This window comes from Pedobacter humicola (assembly GCF_056490705.1).
The window spans coordinates 19153-37918 of sequence record NZ_JBWJIG010000023.1 but is presented as its reverse complement, the minus strand read 5'-3'; the positions used below and the strand labels follow the sequence as shown (position 1 = coordinate 37918).

Genomic DNA, 18766 nt, shown 5'->3' with positions numbered 1-18766 from the left:
GATGGACTCATTTCTTTCAACTCGGGCTTCCGCATCCAGCTATTTATTTTTCATTACCATTTGGCAGGTATGGCGACTTTTCACTTCCAGTAAAATATCTTTTTCGACCGTTACGCGATCAATGGTTTGTTGATTGTAATAACGGATGGTTACCAATTCCAATCCCTTGTTGTACTTTACGGTAAACTCACCAGATAGATCATTGATTAATTTTTCAATCTGAATAGGATGGTCATCAATACTTACCGAAAAGCTGATCGCGGAATTGAGCATTGTATTGATTTTGATCTTATGTTTATGAAAAAGCTCGAAAATATTGCTCAGGTTTTCCTCAATAATAAAAGAATAATCTTTCGGGAAAATAGAAATCAACGCCTGGTTAACCTTAAATATAAAAGAGGGGATAGGCAATGGATTATTATCTTTTGTAATGGCTGTTCCCGAACCTTCCGGCTGGATAAATGAGCGTACAAATAGCGGAATGCCTTTATTTTGTAGCGGCTTTATGGTTTTTGGATGGATTACGGTTGCGCCATAATACGTAAGCTCTATGGCATCATGGTAAGAGAGTTGGGCAATTTTTTCTGTCTCATCGAACCACTTCGGATCTGCGTTTAACACTCCCGGAACATCTTTCCAGATGGTTAAAGCTGCTGCATCCAAACATGATGCAAATATGGCAGCTGAATAATCAGAACCTTCACGGCCCAAAGTTGTAGTATAATTTTCACTTGTTCCACCGATAAATCCCTGTGTTACTATGATGTTGTCGGTTAAGAGTGGCAACAAATCTTTTTGAATGCTCTGATTGGTTTTGATCCAGTCTACCTTTCCTTCGCGATAAGTATTATCGGTTTGGATATAATTTCGTGCATCTGCCCAAAGCGCTTTATTACCGGTTTCATTTAGCCAGGCGGCAACAATTTTGGTGGAAACCACTTCACCTATGGATACAATCTGATCGTAAATATAATCGGGATTGTTGTCAGGTTCATCCTCAATCAGCCAGTCAATTTCTACAAAGGTATTGGCCACATCATCGTATACAGGATGGTGTTTGCCTTGAAACAGTTGATCTATAATATTAAAATGGAAATGTTTAACTTCCTCAAAAATGGTATGTGCTTCATCATTTTGAGCTAAAAAAGCATGCGTGAGCTTTTCCAATTTATCGGTGATTTTGCCCATTGCTGAAATCACGATCAGTAAGTTTCCTTTTTTATAATCGCGGACAATATTCGCCAGATTTTTTACCCCATCTGCATCTTTTACCGAGGCACCACCAAACTTAAAAATATCCATATTAAAATGCCTTGATTTGTTCTTTAGAGAAAGCTGCGTTTAGCCATCCACTTTCTAAATGAGCTTTATATTTATTGTAGAAGTTAATTGCAGGTTCATTCCAGTCTAATACCTGCCAAACCATGCCGCTATAATTGCCGTTTTTGGCCTCTTCAATTACTTTTTCGAACAATACTTTGCCAACCCCTTTTCCTCTAAATTCTTCAGTTACAATAAAGTCCTCAAGGTATAACCTGCAGCCTTTCCAGGTAGAGTAGCGGGTATAATACAGGGCAAACCCTACAATTGTATTGTTTACCTCTGCAACGTAGGCTTTCCAAACCGGGTTTTTACCAAAGCCAGCATCGATAAAATGATCTAAACTAACCGTTACTTCTTCTGGAGCGCGCTCATAAACGGCCAGCTCATTAATCAGTTCCAATATTCTTGCACAATCTTCTGCAGTTGCAAATCTGATGTTAAAATCCATATTAGTTCGCCGAAATATCGTTTTTAAAATGTTTAATTACCCTTTTTCCAAAAATACTACTGCCAATGCGCACCATTGTACTTCCTTCTTCAATCGCAATTTTATAATCGGCACTCATTCCGGTCGATATTTCCTTAAAAGTATCATCTTTGCGGAAAAAGCTCACTTTTATGCCATCAAAGAATACTTTCAGCTCATGAAATTCAATAGTAATCTGCTTTTCGTTTTTGGTATTAGTGGCAATGCCCATTAAACCTACAATACGGATATTTTTTAACTCTGCATATGCTTCGTCGCGAAGCAGTTCAATCACTTCGTCAAAGCCAAGCCCGAATTTAGTATCTTCATCAGCAATGTAAACCTGTAATAAACAGTCGATTATCCGTTTGTTTTTTGCTGCCTGTTTGTTGATTTCCTGAAGTAACTTCAGGCTGTCTACTCCGTGAATAAGTTTAACAAAAGGGGCAATATATTTTACCTTATTGCTTTGTAAATGACCAATTAAATGCCATTCGATATCATTTGGAAGTTGTGCTTGTTTATCAACCATTTCCTGCACATGGTTTTCACCAAAAATGCGTTGTCCGGCGTTGTATGCTTCTAAAATTGATTCTATTGGTTGTGTTTTTGAAACTGCGATTAGTTTAACCCCGTCTGATTCAACTTCGTTTTTATATTGTTTAAGATTATCAGCTATGCTCATTTATAACTATTTTTGGTAAAATTAATAACCTTGCCGCAATTTGGGCAAAAAATAATATTTTAATTGAGCATGAAGAGATTAATATGGGTTATAATGACAGCTATATTATGGTTTGGTTGCAAACCGGGTATACCTGATGGCATTATTAAACCTGATAAAATGGAGAAGATTTTATATGATATGCACCTGGTTGACGGTTACATTTCTACCATCTACGTGGTCGATTCGGCAAAGAAGGTAGCAGCAGCTTATTATAAGGGTATTTATAAAAAATTCGGAACAGATTCTGCCGAATACAATAAAAGTTTGATCTGGTACAATACCAACCCAAAAGAGTTGGAAACGATGTATAAGAACATACAAAAATCTTTGACCCAGCAGAAAAAAGCAATTGGGATAGCCGACAAAATGATCCAGAAAAAGAAATTCAAGGCGGATTCATTGGTGATCGCAAAGAAATTCAAGGCCGATTCTCTTGCAATCAGAAAAAAAATGAAACCAGATTCCTTGTCGAAGGTAAAGGCCGCGGCGGCAATTGCCAAAAAGAAAAAAGAGGCCGATTCACTCATCAATATAAAAAAAACTGGAGCACTTGAACTTGTTTCAACTCCGTCGCTCGTACAATAATATGTTATATCCCGAAAATTGTTTAGAACGTTTAGGTTTTATCGAAATCAGGCAGCTTATCAGTAAACATTGTTTGAGTCCGATGGGGCAAACTATGGTAGAAAAGATGCAGGTGATGAACCGTTTTGATCAAATTGATAAATTTTTACGCCAAACAAACGAATTCAAGAGTATCCTGCAAAATCAGGAGCCTTTACAAATCAATACCTTTTTTGATATTAAATCACTGGTTGAAAAAATCAGGGTTGAGGGCACTTATCTGTTGGAAGATGAGTGGTTTCAGGTATACACTTCCTTACATACTGTTTTTTCGGTGCTCCGTTTTTTTGAGGAACGAGCAGAAGTTTATCCTACACTGGAAGCTTTATTTGAGCATTTGCCGATCGAAAAAAGCATCCTTCGTAAAATAGAAACCGTAATAGATCCCAAAGGAAAGATCAAACCAAACGCATCAAAAGAACTGCAGGAGATCACTTCTGCGATTTCGAAAGCCGAGCAGGATGTGCGTAAACGCATGGATTCTATTTATAAACAGGCTATTGCCAACAATTGGGTTGCCGACGGGAGTTTAACCATCCGTGATGGCAGGATGTGTATTCCGGTTTTAGCAGAAAATAAGCGAAAACTTAAAGGTTTTGTGCATGATGAATCTGCTACCGGACAAACCGTTTATATCGAACCTGAGGAGGTTTTTACCCTAAATAACAAGCTGCGTGATTTAGAATTTGATAAACGTAGAGAAATCATTAAGATTTTGATTGCTTTGACAGACGATCTGCGGCCGTACTCGCCATTATTGCTTTCTTACCACGGTTTCCTGACCAAACTGGATTTTGTTCGTGCGAAGGCTTTGTTTGCATTAGATATCGAGGCAGAAATGCCAGGTTTGTTAAAAGAGCCTAAAACCAAATTAATTAACGCAAGGCACCCACTTTTATCGATCTCCTTTGCGGCTGAAAAGAAAAGTGTTACCCCATTAAACATCCACATCGATGCCGAAACACGTGTGGTATTGGTGTCTGGACCAAATGCTGGTGGTAAATCGGTTTGTATGAAAACCGTAGGTTTATTACAGCTAATGTTGCAAACAGGCTTGCTGATCCCGGTTGATGCCAATAGTGAAGTTGGAATTTTTGAAAATATATTCGCCGATATAGGTGATGATCAATCGATAGAAAGTGATTTGAGTACTTATAGTGCACACCTGAAAAAGATGCGCTATTTTGTAGAACATGCCTCGCCAAAAACGATGGTGCTGATTGATGAATTTGGTACCGGCACCGATCCGCAATTTGGCGGACCAATGGCGGAGGCTGTTTTAGAAGTATTGAATAATAAAAAAGTTAGGGGGGTAATTACTACCCACTATTCTAATCTGAAGCTTTTTGCTGGCAATACGGCAGGACTCGAAAATGCATCGATGCTTTTTGATAACGCGAAGATGAAACCGCTTTACATCCTGGAAATGGGTAAACCTGGTAGTTCTTATGCATTTGAAATCGCCCAGAATATTGGTCTTCCAAAAGAGGTGATCCAGTTGGCCAGAGAAAAAACAGGCTCGAACCAAAATCGGGTGGATACGATGTTGGTTGATCTGGAACGGGAGAAGAAAAACGTGTACGATGCCAAGGTGAGTTTAGCCAATCAACAGAATAAAGCAAAGAACCTGGTTGCCGAAAACGAAAAGTTAAAAAGCTTTTTAGAGGAGAACAGGAAGGTCCTCATTAAGGAGGCAAAGCAAGAAGCGCAGAATATCATTAAAAATGCCAATAAACTGGTCGAAAATACCATTGCCGAAATTAAAGAAAAGCAGGCCAATAAAGAGGTAACCAAAGAGCTCCGCCAAAATTTGCAAAAGGAGCTGGTTAAAAATACCATACCAAAAGAACGCCCGAAGCCTGTGCAAATAGTGATTGGAGGTGAAATTGAGATTGGTGATCTGGTTAAATTTACCGATAGTGAAACCATTGGTCAGGTTTTAGAAATGAACCGCAATGAACTGGTTTTGGCGATTGGCGATTTAAGATCAACGGTGAAAAAAAACCGCGTTCAAAAAGTAAGCAATAAGGAAGCGAAAAAAGTGATCCAAAGTAGTGCAAATTCTTTTGCCGGGCGGATGAATGATGCCGTTTCGGGCTTTAGAGCCGAACTGGATCTCCGTGGTAAACGCACAGAAGATGCGCTGTTCGAAGTGGAAAAATACCTGGATAAGGCCATTATGCTGGGGTTTCCATCCATTAAGCTCATTCATGGTAAAGGTGATGGTATTTTGAGAAAAATGATCCGGGAATATTTACGAAAGTATAGTCAGGTAAATAGGATGGAAGATGAACACGCTGATCGAGGTGGTGATGGGATTACATATGTATATTTGAATTGAGGCGAGATGTGAGATGTGAGATGTGAGATGTGAGATGTGAGATGTGAGATGTGAGATGTGAGATGTGAGATGTGAGATGTGAGAATGGAAAATCGATTTACTGTTCAGGGTAGATTCGTCGTTACTCCTTGCGAAGATGATCTATCTTTAAACTGTCAGGTGTTACCGTCTGACAGGACTTTAAAATAAAACTTTTATATCCGTAACTGTGTTATTTAGAAAACGTTACGGTTATGAGGAAAATATTACTCTGCCTTTTTGTGGTAATAGTTGCTACAACTTGCAAGAAGAATAATGATAGTAATGAAGATCCAGATACCTTGCCTGATGTAGAACTAAAATCAAAAGTTGTTGCTTCAGGATTAAGTTTACCATGGGAAATGGTGTATGGGCCGGACAACTTTATCTGGTTTACCGAAAAGGCAGGCAAAATCAGCCGTTTAAATCCATCTACTGGGCAAATTACGCCATTATTAACCATTACCGAAGTGCGTACGAATGGCGAAGGTGGCCTATTAGGGATGTCTTTACATCCTGATTTCACCACCAACCCCTATGTTTATGTGGTGTATGGTTATGGAAGCACTTATAAAGCTAAGGTTGTACGTTATACCTATGCTGGAGGGAAGTTAACGGGTCCATTGGTTTTATTAGACCAGATTCCTGCAGCTTCTATTCATAATGGATCACGTCTGTTAATCAGTGGGGGTAAACTTTTTATCAGTACTGGCGATGCCTCTGATACGGCAAACCCACAAAATATAAACTCTTTAGCGGGTAAGATTTTAAGAATAAATTTAGATGGCTCTATTCCAGCTGATAACCCTTATCCCAATAACCCGGTTTGGTCTTTAGGGCATCGGAATGCTCAGGGCCTGGTTCAGGTGGGCAGTAAAATTTTCTCATCTGAACACGGACCCGATTCTGATGATGAAATTAATATCATTGAAAAAGGAAAAAACTACGGATGGCCGAACATCAAAGGCTTTTGTAACGAAAGTAGTGAGCAATCGTTCTGCAGTTTGAACAATGTAGTAGAACCTTTGATCAATTGGACACCAACTATTGCCCCAAGCGGTTTAGCCTATTACCATTCAGATTATATTCCACAGTTTAAAAACTCGTTGTTGTTGGCTGTATTAAAAGGCACCAAATTGATGCAGCTAAAATTAGATAATGCACAAACCAAAATTACTGCGACAAAAGATTTTTACATAAATACTTATGGTAGAATACGGGCCGTTTGCCAATCGCCGGAAGGGAAAATTTATATCTGTACCAGTAATGGGACTGACGATAAAATTGTAGAGATTACGAAATAAGTTACTTCTTCTTATTACCGGGGCATTTTTTACAACGTTTACCCTTTTTAAATTTCTCACAACATTTTTTGTGCTCAGCCGTACAGCTGAAAATAAAACCCATTCCTTTTTGAAACTCAGGATCGGTAGGTAATATGAATAGACTTTCTTCTCTCTCGTAAATCATTGTTATACAAAGGTAAGGGTTATTTAGATTAATTCCAATCAATTAATATTCCTAAGAGATTTAAAAATTATAAATGCCACATATTTGATGGCAATTTGTAATTTAGCAAACTAACCAAAAATTCATAAAATGATAAATAAAGTGGTATCTGGAGCTGAAGAAGCGATCAGGGATATATCAGATGGTGCTACCCTGATGCTGGGTGGTTTCGGGCTTTGTGGGATTCCGGAAAATTGTATCAATGCTTTGGTAAGCAAACAGGTAAAAAAATTAACCTGCATTTCGAATAACGCTGGCGTGGATGATTTTGGCATTGGTTTAATGCTGAAACAGCATCAGGTTAAGAAAATGATATCTTCATACGTAGGCGAAAATGCAGAATTTGAAAGGCAGTTGCTTAGTGGTGAACTTGAAGTAGATCTTATTCCACAGGGAACTTTAGCTACGCGATGTCTTGCCGCAGGATATGGCATGCCGGCAATTTTTACACCTGCAGGTGTTGGTACCGAAGTGGCAGAGGGCAAAGAAGTACGAAATTTTGATGGTAAAGATTATTTGATGGAATATGCATTTGATGCTGATTTTGCAATTGTTAAGGCCTGGAAGGGCGACACGGCGGGAAATTTAATCTTCAGATCAACCAGCCGGAACTTTAATCCGGTAATGGCTATGGCAGGTAAAATTACCATTGCCGAGGTAGAAGAATTGGTAGAAGCTGGCGAACTGGATCCTGATTATATCCATACACCTGGTATTTATGTACACCGGATTTTTCAGGGTAAGGATTATGAGAAAAGAATTGAGCAAAGAACGGTTAGAAAAAGTTTGGAGTTGTGAGTTTGGAATGTTGAGTCATTCAGATAGCTACTATTAAAAATTCAATTATTCAAATTCATTTATTCAAAGTTTATGTTTTCAAAAGAAGAGATCGCACAGCGTATCGCTAAAGAAATAAAAGACGGCTACTATGTTAATTTAGGGATCGGTATTCCAACATTGGTGGCCAATTATATTCCAAAGGGAATTAATGTAGTGTTACAATCAGAAAACGGCTTATTGGGCATGGGGCCATTCCCTTTTGAAGGAGAGGAAGATGCCGATTTAATAAACGCAGGAAAACAGACCATTACCACATTACCCGGATCATCAATTTTTGATTCGGCAATGAGTTTTGGGATGATCAGGGCGCAAAAAGTAGACCTGACCATTTTGGGTGCCATGGAAGTATCGGAAAATGGAGATATTGCCAACTGGAAAATCCCTGGTAAAATGGTAAAAGGAATGGGCGGGGCAATGGATCTGGTAGCATCAGCCAAAAATATTATTGTAGCCATGCAGCACATCAATAAAGCTGGCGAAAGTAAATTGTTGCCGAAATGTACACTGCCTTTAACTGGGGTAAAATGCATCAAAAAAATTGTAACTGAACTGGCTGTTTTAGATATTTTGCCTGAAGGTGGTTTTAAACTTTTGGAACGCGCTCCAGGGGTAAGTATTGAGTTTATACAACAATCTACAGCGGGGAGATTGGTTGTAGAGGGGGAGATCCCAGAGATGAGGTTGGATTAAATGGTGGTTTGTGGTGACACAAACCACAGCGATCAAAAAGGGAGGGACGACAGCCTGTCCCGACTTTTCGGTAAAGCAATCACTCATATTATAATGATTGCTTCACCAAATAAAAAAACTGGCTCGAAATGACGATTTATGATGGACTATTCTATATCCACCAAAATACTATTCCTCAAATCGTTCGAAATATCTTCTGTAATGGCAATAATTTCATCCGGTTCGTTAGTATTGTTCATCACTACCTTATTGCATTGTCCGCGGTAGGGTAGCAAATATTCTTTATAGGCAGGCACCACATGGTTGTGCCATTTGTATAACACGTCATCTTCCGGGTAACCCCGTTCCAGACCATCGCGTTTGATACGGCGGTCTAAGGCCACCTGTTCATCCGCGTCAACAAAAATGGTATGATCCAGCAGTGCAGCAATTTCCTTAAAGTGAAGGATGAAAAGTCCTTCTACAATAATGATCGGAGCAGATTTAATCTCCAGAATTTTCACCACAGCCAAGGGATTATTAAAGTTGTATTCCTTTTTATAAACCACTTCACCACTCATCAACTGTTTAATGTCTCTCAAAAACTGTTCACTATCAATGGTGGATGGTAAATCGAAATTGTATAATTTATTTTCTTCCTGAGTCATGTCGCCGGCCGGGATGTAATAATCATCCTGCGATACAAGTGTTACTTCATCTTGTTTGAAATGATGAAGAAAACAGTTTAAGAAAAATGTTTTACCCGATCCGCTGCCCCCGGCAATGCCGATTATGAAAGGTTTTTTGTTCGAACTCATTGAGCACTATAAGTTAAATTGCAGAAAAAACGTTTGTCTAAAGCACCCAACGAATCAGCTACAGCTTTAGTCATTACAATGATAACATCTTTTGTAGAATCGTTCTCTGTAAATTTACCAACAACTTTGGCGAAAGTAGTGCGGTTGGTCATTGGGTTGGTAATTTTGATTACCCTGCCCACAGGGGCCGTGCGGTGTAAAACCAACATTTTTGTGCCGTCCAGATCCTGATCTGCAATCCAAATTGCGGTACCTTTTTCTTCGATCTGGCTTAAACCATAAACGCTTGGATCGCGACGGAGTTTAGGGTCTTTCACCATAGTACTATCCGGTTCACTTTCCTGATCTTCTTTCGAAGCGTCATTAACCGATTTTGGTTGTGGCGGTTTAGGGATAATCAGTTTTTGATCTACCTTAATATTATTGTCATCCAGTTTATTCGCCGTTCTGATCTGATAAGCCGTTAAATTATATTTTTTGGCAATTGAAAAAATGTTTTCACCGGTAGCTACCGTATGGATAAAACTTTCTTCTTTTACTACTGGCGTATCTTTAACTTTTGCTTCTGCCTGTTTTTCTTTTGGCACCTGCACATCAGCGATTATTCCCCCAGGAACTTTTAAAACCTGACCGATGGTAATTGCATTATCGGGTAGGTCATTCAGTTTCCTGATCTGATAAGCGGTAATGCCATATTGTTTGGCAATGGTAAAAATGGTTTCGTTCCGTAAAACAGTATGTGTTCCTGCTGCATCTGTAGACTTATTTTCCTGAACTGTTTTTTCTTCAACTGCTGCCGCTACAACCTTATTCTCGTCGATATTTTTCGTTGCCGGGATTTTAAGTTTCTGCCCAATGCGCAGGTTGTTTCCCGAAAGGTTATTGGCTTTTTTTACTTCTTCAACGGTAGTACCATACTTCTCGGCTATTTTACCTAAAAACTCTTTTGGCGCAACAGTATGTTCGATCATGGTTTGATCTGCAGATGGATTATCCGTTGGGGCCGTTTCGGTATTGTTTTTAGCAGGTGGAGGTGTTACCTGAACCGGTGCAGCAGCTTGTTCGGCATTTTTAGCCGGTATTTTTAAAACCTGACCGATACTTAAATTATTTCCGGTTAAGTTGTTTAATGTTTTAATTTCATTTATCGTAGTGCCGTATTTTTCGGCCAGCATGTTTAAGTTTTCTTTTGGCTTGATGGTATGCTCGATCACCGTAGCCGTTGAAGCACCTTGCGTTGGTGCAGGGTTAGCTGATCCCGTTGCCGCAAAAGGAACATTGGTAGGTACCTTAATAATTACGCCAACCTGAAGGAATTTATTGTCGTTAAAGGCCATAATATCCTTAGGCGCAACATTATACCTTCTGCCGATCGAATAATAAGTGTCTTTTGCTACGGTTTGGTGAACGATCAGTTTTTTGCCTTTATTATTTTCTACACCGATAGAGTCTCTTGCTGTGTTGGCTTTGGCATTTGCAATGTTTAAAGCAAATAACACAACAGCAGATAAATATATTTTATGCATTTATTTATATGTAAATTTTTAAGTCAAAGGGAGCAATTATACGAATAATATTGTTAACCATCTTAAGTTGTGCTGTTCGTTTTTAAGTAAAAATAAGATGACGCTAACTTTGTAAATTCGGTATGCTATTCATTAACAAATGTTTATAATATGGTTGTTTCGTTTAATGTTGAATATTAAACGGTTTAATAAATAACGTATTGTTCAAAAGACAAAATTGGAGAAAACTTTTATAAATTTGGGTTGTTACGTTGACATTAAAATACATCATAAATAATAAACAAATGGACGCTAAAGAAATAAGCTTAAACGAAAAAGAAGTAAAACCAGTTGTAGATCTCTTAAACGATTACCTGGCTAATTACCACATCCATTATCAAAAATTAAGGGGTTGCCACTGGAATATCAAAGGGCAGAACTTTTTTACCCTTCATGTGAAATTTGAAGAATTATATACGAATGCACAATTAACCATCGATGAAATTGCAGAGCGTGTATTAACATTGGGTAAACCACCACACAGCCGTTTTGCCGATTACATCAAAGAATCTAAAATAAAAGAAATTGATACCATTGGTTTGAAAGACCTTGATATGGTAGACGCGATTTTAGATGATATGGCTGCCTTGATCGAATTAGAAAGAGAACTATTAGAAGCTTCTGATGCCGCTGGCGATGATGGAACAAACGATATGGTAAACCGCTTTATGCAGTTTAAAGAAAAAAACACCTGGATGTTACGTTCTTTCGCTGGAAAGAAATAATATTATTTAGATCGGTTAATGGCCTCATATAAGTAGCTTTTGTGTAAAATCTGCTTATATGGGGCTTTTTTTTTTATAGAAAGTCTATTTATTTATCTTTGGGGATGGCATACAAAAGTTTAGCAGAATGTGTATCAGATCTTGAAAAACACGGTCATTTAATCAGAATAAAAGAAGAAGTAGATCCTTATCTAGAAATGGCAGCCATCCATTTAAGGGTTTATGAAAATAAAGGACCGGCCATTTTATTCGAAAAAGTTAAGGGAAGCCCTTTTCCTGCGGTTTCTAATTTATTTGGAACCTTAGAGAGATCGAAATTTATTTTCAGGGATACCTTGCCAAAAGTACAGCAATTGGTGTCGTTAAGGAACGATCCGGTGAAGGCTTTGAAAAATCCCTTTAAATATGCAGGTTCGGCAATGTCGGCTTTATCAGCTTTGCCATTAAAAACACCTTCTGCAAAAAGCAGATTCTTAAAAACCAGTATCAGTCAGTTGCCGCAGATCGTAAACTGGCCAATGGATGGTGGGCCTTTCGTAACCATGCCGCAGGTGTATACCGAAGATGTAGATAAACCGGGCGTTTTAAACGCAAACCTGGGGATGTACCGCATCCAGTTGGGTGGAAACGATTATATACAGGATAAAGAGATTGGATTGCACTACCAGATCCATAGGGGCATTGGCGTGCATCAATCGAAAGCCAATGCTTTAGGTGAGCCCTTAAAAGTAAGCATTTTTGTTGGCGGCCCACCCTCACATCCATTAGCGGCGGTGATGCCGCTGCCCGAAGGTTTGTCGGAAATGACTTTTGCTGGTGCACTGGGCGATAGAAGATTCCGCTATTTTTATGATGATGAAGGTTTTTGCATCTCTGCAGATGCTGATTTTATTATTACAGGTACGGTTTATCCAAACGAAAATAAGCCTGAAGGACCCTTTGGTGATCACCTAGGCTATTATAGCCTGACCCATCCATTTCCTTTAATGAAAGTACACCATGTGTACCATAAAAAAGATGCCATCTGGTCGTTTACTGTTGTGGGGCGCCCTCCGCAGGAGGATACCAGCTTTGGTGCGCTAATCCATGAAATTACGGGCTCGGCTATTCCTCAAGAGATCCATGGTTTAAAAGAAGTGCATGCTGTTGATGCAGCTGGTGTTCACCCTTTGCTTTTTGCCATTGGCAGCGAACGCTATACACCATACTTAAAAGAACGGAGACCACAGGAAATTTTAACCATTGCCAACCATATCCTGGGTAAAAACCAGTTGAGTTTGGCCAAATATCTGTTTATTGCGGCTAAAGAAGATGATCAGCATTTAAGCACCCACCATATTGAAGATTTTATCAAACATATATTGGAGCGGGTTGATTTATCCAGGGATGTTCATTTTTATACCAACACCACAATTGATACGCTTGATTATAGCGGAGATGGACTGAACAGTGGCTCAAAGGTGGTCATTGCGGCGGCTGGAGATCAAAAACGTGTGTTGTGGAATGAAATCCCTGAAGGGATAAAATTAAGCGATAGTTTTTATCAGCCAAAAATTGCAATGCCCGGTGTATTGGTTTTAGAAAGCAATAAATATCTGAATCCGGAGAAAACGGCTGCAGAAATCGCATTGTTGAATATCGCATTAATCGACCAGGATTTATCTGGTTTGCCCTTAATTATATTGGCAGACGATTCAGCATTTACTGCTGAAACGATTGATAACCTGGTATGGGTAGCTTTTACAAGGAGTAACCCGGCAGCAGATATCTATGGTATTAATGATTTTACAATCAACAAGCACTGGGGATGTAAAGGTTCGTTGATTATTGATGCAAGGAAAAAGCCCCACCACGCACCAGAATTGATTAAAGATCCAGAAATTGAAAAAAAACTGGATGTTTTGGCACAAAAGGGTGGAAGCCTGCATGGAATAATTTAATTGAAAATCTGAATTAAATTTTTGATTTTTAGGCATATCATTCCAAATATGCTTTCAAAATTCCATCTCATCCTGCTGTGTACTTTACTTTTTTGGGTTAATGTAAAAGCGCAGGATACGAAATTAGATAGCATCGCATTAAATCTTGATCGTTATGCTTTAAAAAATACAGCATCGGGTTTATTTGTTCACTTTGATAAGACTGTATACACCAATAATGATCAGGTTTGGTTTACCGGCTATTTACTGAAGAGCATCACCAGTTTAGATCAATACCATACCCTCTTCATCACCCTGATTAATAATCAGGATAGCAGCGTTGTGCTGCAGGATAAATTTTTGATGGAGAAGGGTTTTGCCTTTGGGGCTTTAACACTTCCCGATTCTATACCAAGTGGCTCTTACCGTTTGGTGGCCAATACCAATATCAAAAAAAATAGTAAACCTGATGGCGAATTTATTCAACCCATCACCATTAAATCTACTACTGTAAATCCGTTAACAGCCAGCATTTCTATTTTTAAAACATTCGATGAACAAACCAAAAATGGAACAGCTTTATTAAAAGTTTTATCAAGCGATAACCGCTTTGTTGAGGGGGCTGAGATCAAATACCAGATTGGTAAGGATAAACAATTTTTGCAAACCGGTAACGCCAAAAGTAGTGTAATCGGCGAATTGATGATTCATTATCCCGCTCAGAAAATCACAGCAGACAACAATCTTCTCAGGGTTTCGGTAAAGAAAGGCAAAGATATCAGGTATCTGAAGTTTGAGCTACCGGTGAGCAACCGTTCGAGCTACCAGATTCAATTTTATCCCGAAGGTGGCTATCTGGTCGAAAATCTATCATCTAAAGTTGGATTTGAAATAAAAGATGATCAAGGTACTTCAATAAAAGCAAGAGCTGTTTTGTACGAAAATGATCTGGCCATCGATACCATTCAAACAGGTTCTATCGGGATAGGTTCATTTATAATTTGTCCAAAAGTATCAAAGAATTATGTTGTAAAGCTTTTGACTGATGCGCAGGCTAGCGTATCATATAGGTTACCCGCAATATTAAAAACCGGAACGGTTTTAAGCACGGGATCGGCAATGGCCAGCAATGATTTTAGGATCCATCTCGAAGCCAACCATAATACAAAAGTTCATGTTTTAGTCCACAATTTTTCGAATATTTTACTTCGTACTTCGTTAAGTTTAGATGCGAATAAAATTCAAAACGTCAGGTTTAGATTAGACTCTGTACCCATCGGATTGCATACTATAACGGTTTTAGGTGATGATTACAAACCGATTGCCGAAAGGATTTTCTTTGCACATTACGATCAGCTTAATCGTGCTGAACTTGTTACAGATAAAAATGAATACAGTACGAGAGACCAGGTTAATTTAAAGATCAATATTATCAATAAAGAAAAAACACCACTCCCGGCAGTAGTTTCTATTGCCGCTGTGCAGTCTAATCGGATATCAGTTAACAATAATCAAAACATTGTCGATTATTTTTACTTAGGGCAGTACCTGAACAAACTTCCAAATCAACCAATGGGTTTAAAATATGTTGATCAGGATTATTTAAACGATGTGCTATTGGTTAAAACCTGGAGCAGATATAAGTGGCCCGAAACTGAAATAGCCGATCAAAATGAAATGCTTTCAAGTTTCGATTATAAAGGGATTATCACCAGAAAAAAGAAGTTACTTGTGGCTCCCATGGAATTAACCACCATCGCTGGCGAAAACCTTAAATTTCTCGCTACCGATAGTACCGGGCAATTTACCATTCCTTCTGTTAATCTGGTCATCAAAGAACCAAAATTCCGTGTTTGGTTGAGTATGGCCACGGCTAAATATGATCAGTACGACCTTAAAATCAATGACCCGCAGGATGAATTAAAAAAATACCTGGTGTTACAGGATTTCGAACCCATAAATACAAAAGCAACTGTTTTAAATGAAAGTACACAAAGCATCACCACTCTTGCTGGCATCAGGTTGAAAGAAGTGGTGATCAATAAAACCAAAGATGACAGGACTGATTTTGCGAAAAACGCTTTTGCCAATAGCTGCGGTGATTATGTCTGCCGGTACAATATTTTAAACTGCCCGAATCATGGGGGAGATCATGGAAACACCATCCCGGTTAAGGGCAAAAGTTATGCTAATGGAAGAGGTGGTGGCTCAATTGTTTATCAGGGATGTACAGATCAGGAACCCAAACCCAATATCACTGTCTTAAAGGGTATCAATCTGCCAAAAGAATTTTATGTATCGGATATTACCAATAAAAATGAACCCATCAATTTTGCTACGGTATATTGGAACTACCAGGTTTTGGTTAATGGCGAAACCCCGATCAGTTTTAATACTGGTGATTTAATAGGTCAGTTTAAGATTATCGTGCAGGGTGTAACCGATGGGGGAGTGGTTTATGGGGAGAAAGAAATTACGGTGAAGAATAAATAACAAAGGTCCCAACTGTTGATCGGGACCTTTGTTATTATCTAAAAAAAAGTTAAAATCTTACCCCAAAAGTTAAAAATACATTGTTTCTGTTGCTCTTAACATCCGCAACAGGTTCGCTGTAATCGTCTAACAGGTAAGGGCTAGAGCTAAAGTTTGTTTTGTAGTTCTGATAAGCTACATCAAAATAATAGTTGTCGATGCGATAGCCAAGTCCACCAGTATAATACTGACCTTGGTAAAATTTATTATCGCCACCTTTAACACCATTTCCGTTTACCCCATAGCCAGCACGCAAGCTAAATTCGTTGGTTACTTTTATTTCGGCACCAACTCTATAGTTAACCGCTTCCTTATATGATTCTTTAATAAAAGCATTGTTACTATTGATGGTTGAAAGATCAGAACCATTAGAATCAGAAAAACGCATTGATGAATAATCGATATAGTCCACATCAGCTGATATCAATGCTGTACCGGCAATTACATAACTAATACCTGCTGAAGCTTTTAGAGGTGTACGCAGGTTATAAGTAAAGGAATAATATTGAGTAGGATTATTTGATTTAGTTGGCGGAGTATTAGCATTTCCAGCAGTAGTAGCCTGTAAGGTTTCGCTGGTATTGTCTTCGATATTCATCCAGGTCGGCGTCTGGAAATTCAAACCAATTCTCAATTCGTTTACTGGTCTGAAAATAGCACCCAATTTTAAATTGAAACCACCACCTTTAGTTTCCTGGTTTCTGAAATGAGTAAGGTTATAATTTTCGTTTCCGTTGTAGGTAGGAATGGCATCGCCATCATTATATGAGTTAACAATGCCGGACTCGGTAAAAGTAGCATCGCTGGTGTATTTCACATTAACAAAACTGGCTGTTGCCCCTATATACACTTTGTTTCCAAAATTTAGTGCACCCGCTACGTTAAATTCAGAAGTGGAACCTAATCTTGCTTCATCCCAATTTTGTTTGAAATTAGCATTATTATATGGTTCTGCCGAATATTGATTAGGAAACGTCGGTGTGTTTTTATTGATCAGATAACTGTTATATGCATCACCGGCTATTGAATTATCAATCCCATAATTGTTAGCCTGATCAACATATGAATCTCTAATCGAACTATTGTTATTCGTTCCATTATAACTGATGTTATTCAGGAAGTCGTTATTCCGGGTATAGCTCAAACCAAATACCGTACTTACCAAACCTTTATCTACATCAGATCCTTTCATCTTAGCGGCAGGACTGTAGAATACCACGCCAATATTATTCAGGTTAATTTGATTTTTATCGGCTTTAATATTATTTCCTAAGTATGAACTATTGTTCGATACAGAATTAAATTCTGGAGTTAAGCTAAATTCAGATTTGGTAAATAAACCCAATCCTGCAGGATTGGCATTGATTGAACCGATATCGCCACCAACACCGATCTGTGCACCGCCCATTCCTTTAAATCTGGAGGAGCTGCCATAATTGGTTTGAGAAAAGCGGAACGCATCGGGTGCATAACTTTGGGCATATGTTGTTCCCATAGCAGCTACTGTAGCTACTAGAGAAGCCAGGATGATTTTTTTCATTTGTGTGTTTAGATTTTATAATTAACCTCTTCCAGCTCTTGATGGTCTTGAACCACCACCGCCGCCTCCGCCAGTAGAACCACCGCCTCCGCCATTTGATGGTGGAGGTGAGTAACTAGGTCTGCTTTCTGTTCTTGCAGGTTGTTGTGGGGTATAGTTTTCGTTTCTTGTAGGTCTGCTGCTTTGGGTGCCTTGAGGTGAATAACCGTCGTTTCTGGTAGGTCTGCCACTTTGATTATTTTGACCCTGTGCATAACCTCCGGTTTGCGTTCTTACAGGTCGGCCAGCGTTGTTATTCGGTTGGTAAGATATACCGCCATTTTGATTGGCTACACCAGATCTGCTTGGTCTGCCTACATTGCCGCCATTACCATTGCCATATCTTGGTGTACCTCTGTCATCACTTCCAGGTCTTGGTCTGTAACTACCTCTGTTGGTATATACTCCACCACCACCATAATATCCACCGCCGATACCCCAGCCACCGCCGTAATATCCACCGCCCCAACCGTAACGGTCGTAATAAGAGTAAGGCCCCCAGGAGTTCCATCCGTAAGGATTATTCCATCCATAACCGAAGTTGCCATAATAAAACGGATTGCTCCAGATGCTGCCATAACCGAAACCGCCGCCCCAGCCACCTAAGCCATAACCGCTGTTCCAGCCAAGGCCATAACCTAAATAGTTAGAAGGTCCGTAGCTGCTGCCATAGTAATAATTATCAAAATAAGGATCGTAATAACCCTGGAAACTATAGCCATTATAAAAACGGTTTATCCTCGAAGAATAATCCATGTCATAATATGGATTGCTAGTTCCATAATATTCGTCGTATTCCTGCTGTTGGTCTTGGGCCTGATATTGTTGGCCTTGCTGGTTTTGTGAAGGAAGCACCACTTCCACCTCTCTAGCCTTAGCTACAGAATTATATACATCATCAGATGGCTTGGTTTGAGCCAATTTTGATGTAGCGCATGATGCCACCAACCCAGCGGCGGCAATCATTACAATGGGTAAAAATTTAATTGGTTTCATTGTGTTTATATTTAGTTGTGTGTGTTCACCGAATTTAATAAACAAGTTTCAAAAGTAACTAATTATTAACTATTTATTTAGTCAAAAAAACGATACAAATAATTGATTTTATTTG

The 18766-nt window shown here is 38.9% G+C and carries 15 protein-coding genes; 8 read left to right on the top strand and 7 right to left on the bottom strand.

Features of this window, described 5'->3' with window-relative positions:
* Nucleotides 1–39: 39 nt before the first annotated feature.
* From AC04Q1_RS24395 to AC04Q1_RS24385, 3 genes are read right to left on the bottom strand one after another with little or no spacing between them, the layout of a single operon-like run.
* Nucleotides 40–1302 carry an aspartate kinase gene (locus AC04Q1_RS24395; RefSeq protein ID WP_478367163.1) on the bottom strand — a complete coding sequence of 421 codons (1263 nt, stop codon included), beginning with the start codon at nt 1300–1302 and terminating at the stop codon, nt 40–42.
* A gap of 1 nt (nt 1303) precedes the next feature.
* On the bottom strand, nt 1304–1771 hold the full coding sequence (locus tag AC04Q1_RS24390) for an N-acetyltransferase family protein (RefSeq protein WP_478367162.1): 468 nt from the start codon (nt 1769–1771) through the stop codon (nt 1304–1306).
* Between the two features lies 1 nt (nt 1772).
* Nucleotides 1773–2474, bottom strand: a complete 702-nt coding sequence (locus AC04Q1_RS24385) for a YggS family pyridoxal phosphate-dependent enzyme (RefSeq protein WP_478367161.1) — start codon at nt 2472–2474, stop codon at nt 1773–1775.
* A 93-nt stretch (nt 2475–2567) separates the two neighbouring features.
* On the opposite strand from AC04Q1_RS24385, the gene AC04Q1_RS24380 reads away from it, so the two are divergent.
* The 5 genes from AC04Q1_RS24380 (at nt 2568) to AC04Q1_RS24360 (ending at nt 8538) form a co-directional block, all read left to right on the top strand.
* Nucleotides 2568–3101 carry a DUF4296 domain-containing protein gene (locus AC04Q1_RS24380; protein WP_478367160.1) on the top strand — a complete coding sequence of 178 codons (534 nt, stop codon included), beginning with the start codon at nt 2568–2570 and terminating at the stop codon, nt 3099–3101.
* A gap of 1 nt (nt 3102) precedes the next feature.
* Nucleotides 3103–5481: an endonuclease MutS2 gene (locus AC04Q1_RS24375; protein WP_478367159.1), complete on the top strand. Its 2379-nt coding sequence runs from the start codon at nt 3103–3105 to the stop codon at nt 5479–5481.
* Nucleotides 5482–5714: 233 nt separating this feature from the next.
* Entirely contained in the window at nt 5715–6803 is a 1089-nt protein-coding gene (locus AC04Q1_RS24370; RefSeq protein ID WP_478367158.1) for a PQQ-dependent sugar dehydrogenase, read from the top strand.
* Nucleotides 6804–7098: 295 nt separating this feature from the next.
* Complete coding sequence (locus AC04Q1_RS24365) at nt 7099–7806, top strand: CoA transferase subunit A (RefSeq protein WP_478367157.1); 708 nt, start codon at nt 7099–7101, stop codon at nt 7804–7806.
* A gap of 72 nt (nt 7807–7878) precedes the next feature.
* On the top strand, nt 7879–8538 hold the full coding sequence (locus tag AC04Q1_RS24360) for a CoA transferase subunit B (protein WP_057934284.1): 660 nt from the start codon (nt 7879–7881) through the stop codon (nt 8536–8538).
* A gap of 146 nt (nt 8539–8684) precedes the next feature.
* On the opposite strand, the gene AC04Q1_RS24355 is transcribed toward AC04Q1_RS24360, so the two are convergent.
* Both AC04Q1_RS24355 and AC04Q1_RS24350 read right to left on the bottom strand, forming a co-directional pair.
* Nucleotides 8685–9335 carry a uridine kinase family protein gene (locus AC04Q1_RS24355; RefSeq protein WP_478367156.1) on the bottom strand — a complete coding sequence of 217 codons (651 nt, stop codon included), beginning with the start codon at nt 9333–9335 and terminating at the stop codon, nt 8685–8687.
* Entirely contained in the window at nt 9332–10861 is a 1530-nt protein-coding gene (locus AC04Q1_RS24350) for a muramidase family protein (RefSeq protein ID WP_478367155.1), read from the bottom strand. Before AC04Q1_RS24350 ends, AC04Q1_RS24355 begins: the two co-directional genes overlap by 4 nt.
* A gap of 284 nt (nt 10862–11145) precedes the next feature.
* Here AC04Q1_RS24350 and AC04Q1_RS24345 point away from each other — a divergent pair, with 284 nt between their 5' ends.
* The 3 genes from AC04Q1_RS24345 to AC04Q1_RS24335 all read left to right on the top strand — a co-directional run bounded on the left by AC04Q1_RS24345 (nt 11146) and on the right by AC04Q1_RS24335 (nt 16037).
* Nucleotides 11146–11625: a Dps family protein gene (locus tag AC04Q1_RS24345; protein ID WP_316844926.1), complete on the top strand. Its 480-nt coding sequence runs from the start codon at nt 11146–11148 to the stop codon at nt 11623–11625.
* Between the two features lie 104 nt (nt 11626–11729).
* A complete protein-coding gene (locus tag AC04Q1_RS24340; RefSeq protein ID WP_478367154.1) occupies nt 11730–13565 on the top strand; it encodes a UbiD family decarboxylase in 1836 nt (611 codons plus the stop codon).
* A 48-nt stretch (nt 13566–13613) separates the two neighbouring features.
* A complete protein-coding gene (locus AC04Q1_RS24335; protein ID WP_478367153.1) occupies nt 13614–16037 on the top strand; it encodes a hypothetical protein in 2424 nt (807 codons plus the stop codon).
* A 49-nt stretch (nt 16038–16086) separates the two neighbouring features.
* Here the strand turns inward: AC04Q1_RS24335 and AC04Q1_RS24330 are convergent, their stop codons facing one another.
* Together AC04Q1_RS24330 and AC04Q1_RS24325 are read right to left on the bottom strand one after the other, a co-directional pair.
* Nucleotides 16087–17616, bottom strand: a complete 1530-nt coding sequence (locus tag AC04Q1_RS24330; RefSeq protein WP_478367152.1) for an OmpP1/FadL family transporter — start codon at nt 17614–17616, stop codon at nt 16087–16089.
* 21 nt (nt 17617–17637) lie between these two features.
* Nucleotides 17638–18651 (bottom strand): hypothetical protein, encoded by a 1014-nt coding sequence (locus AC04Q1_RS24325; protein ID WP_478367151.1) that lies wholly within the window; start codon nt 18649–18651, stop codon nt 17638–17640.
* Nucleotides 18652–18766 lie beyond the last annotated feature (115 nt).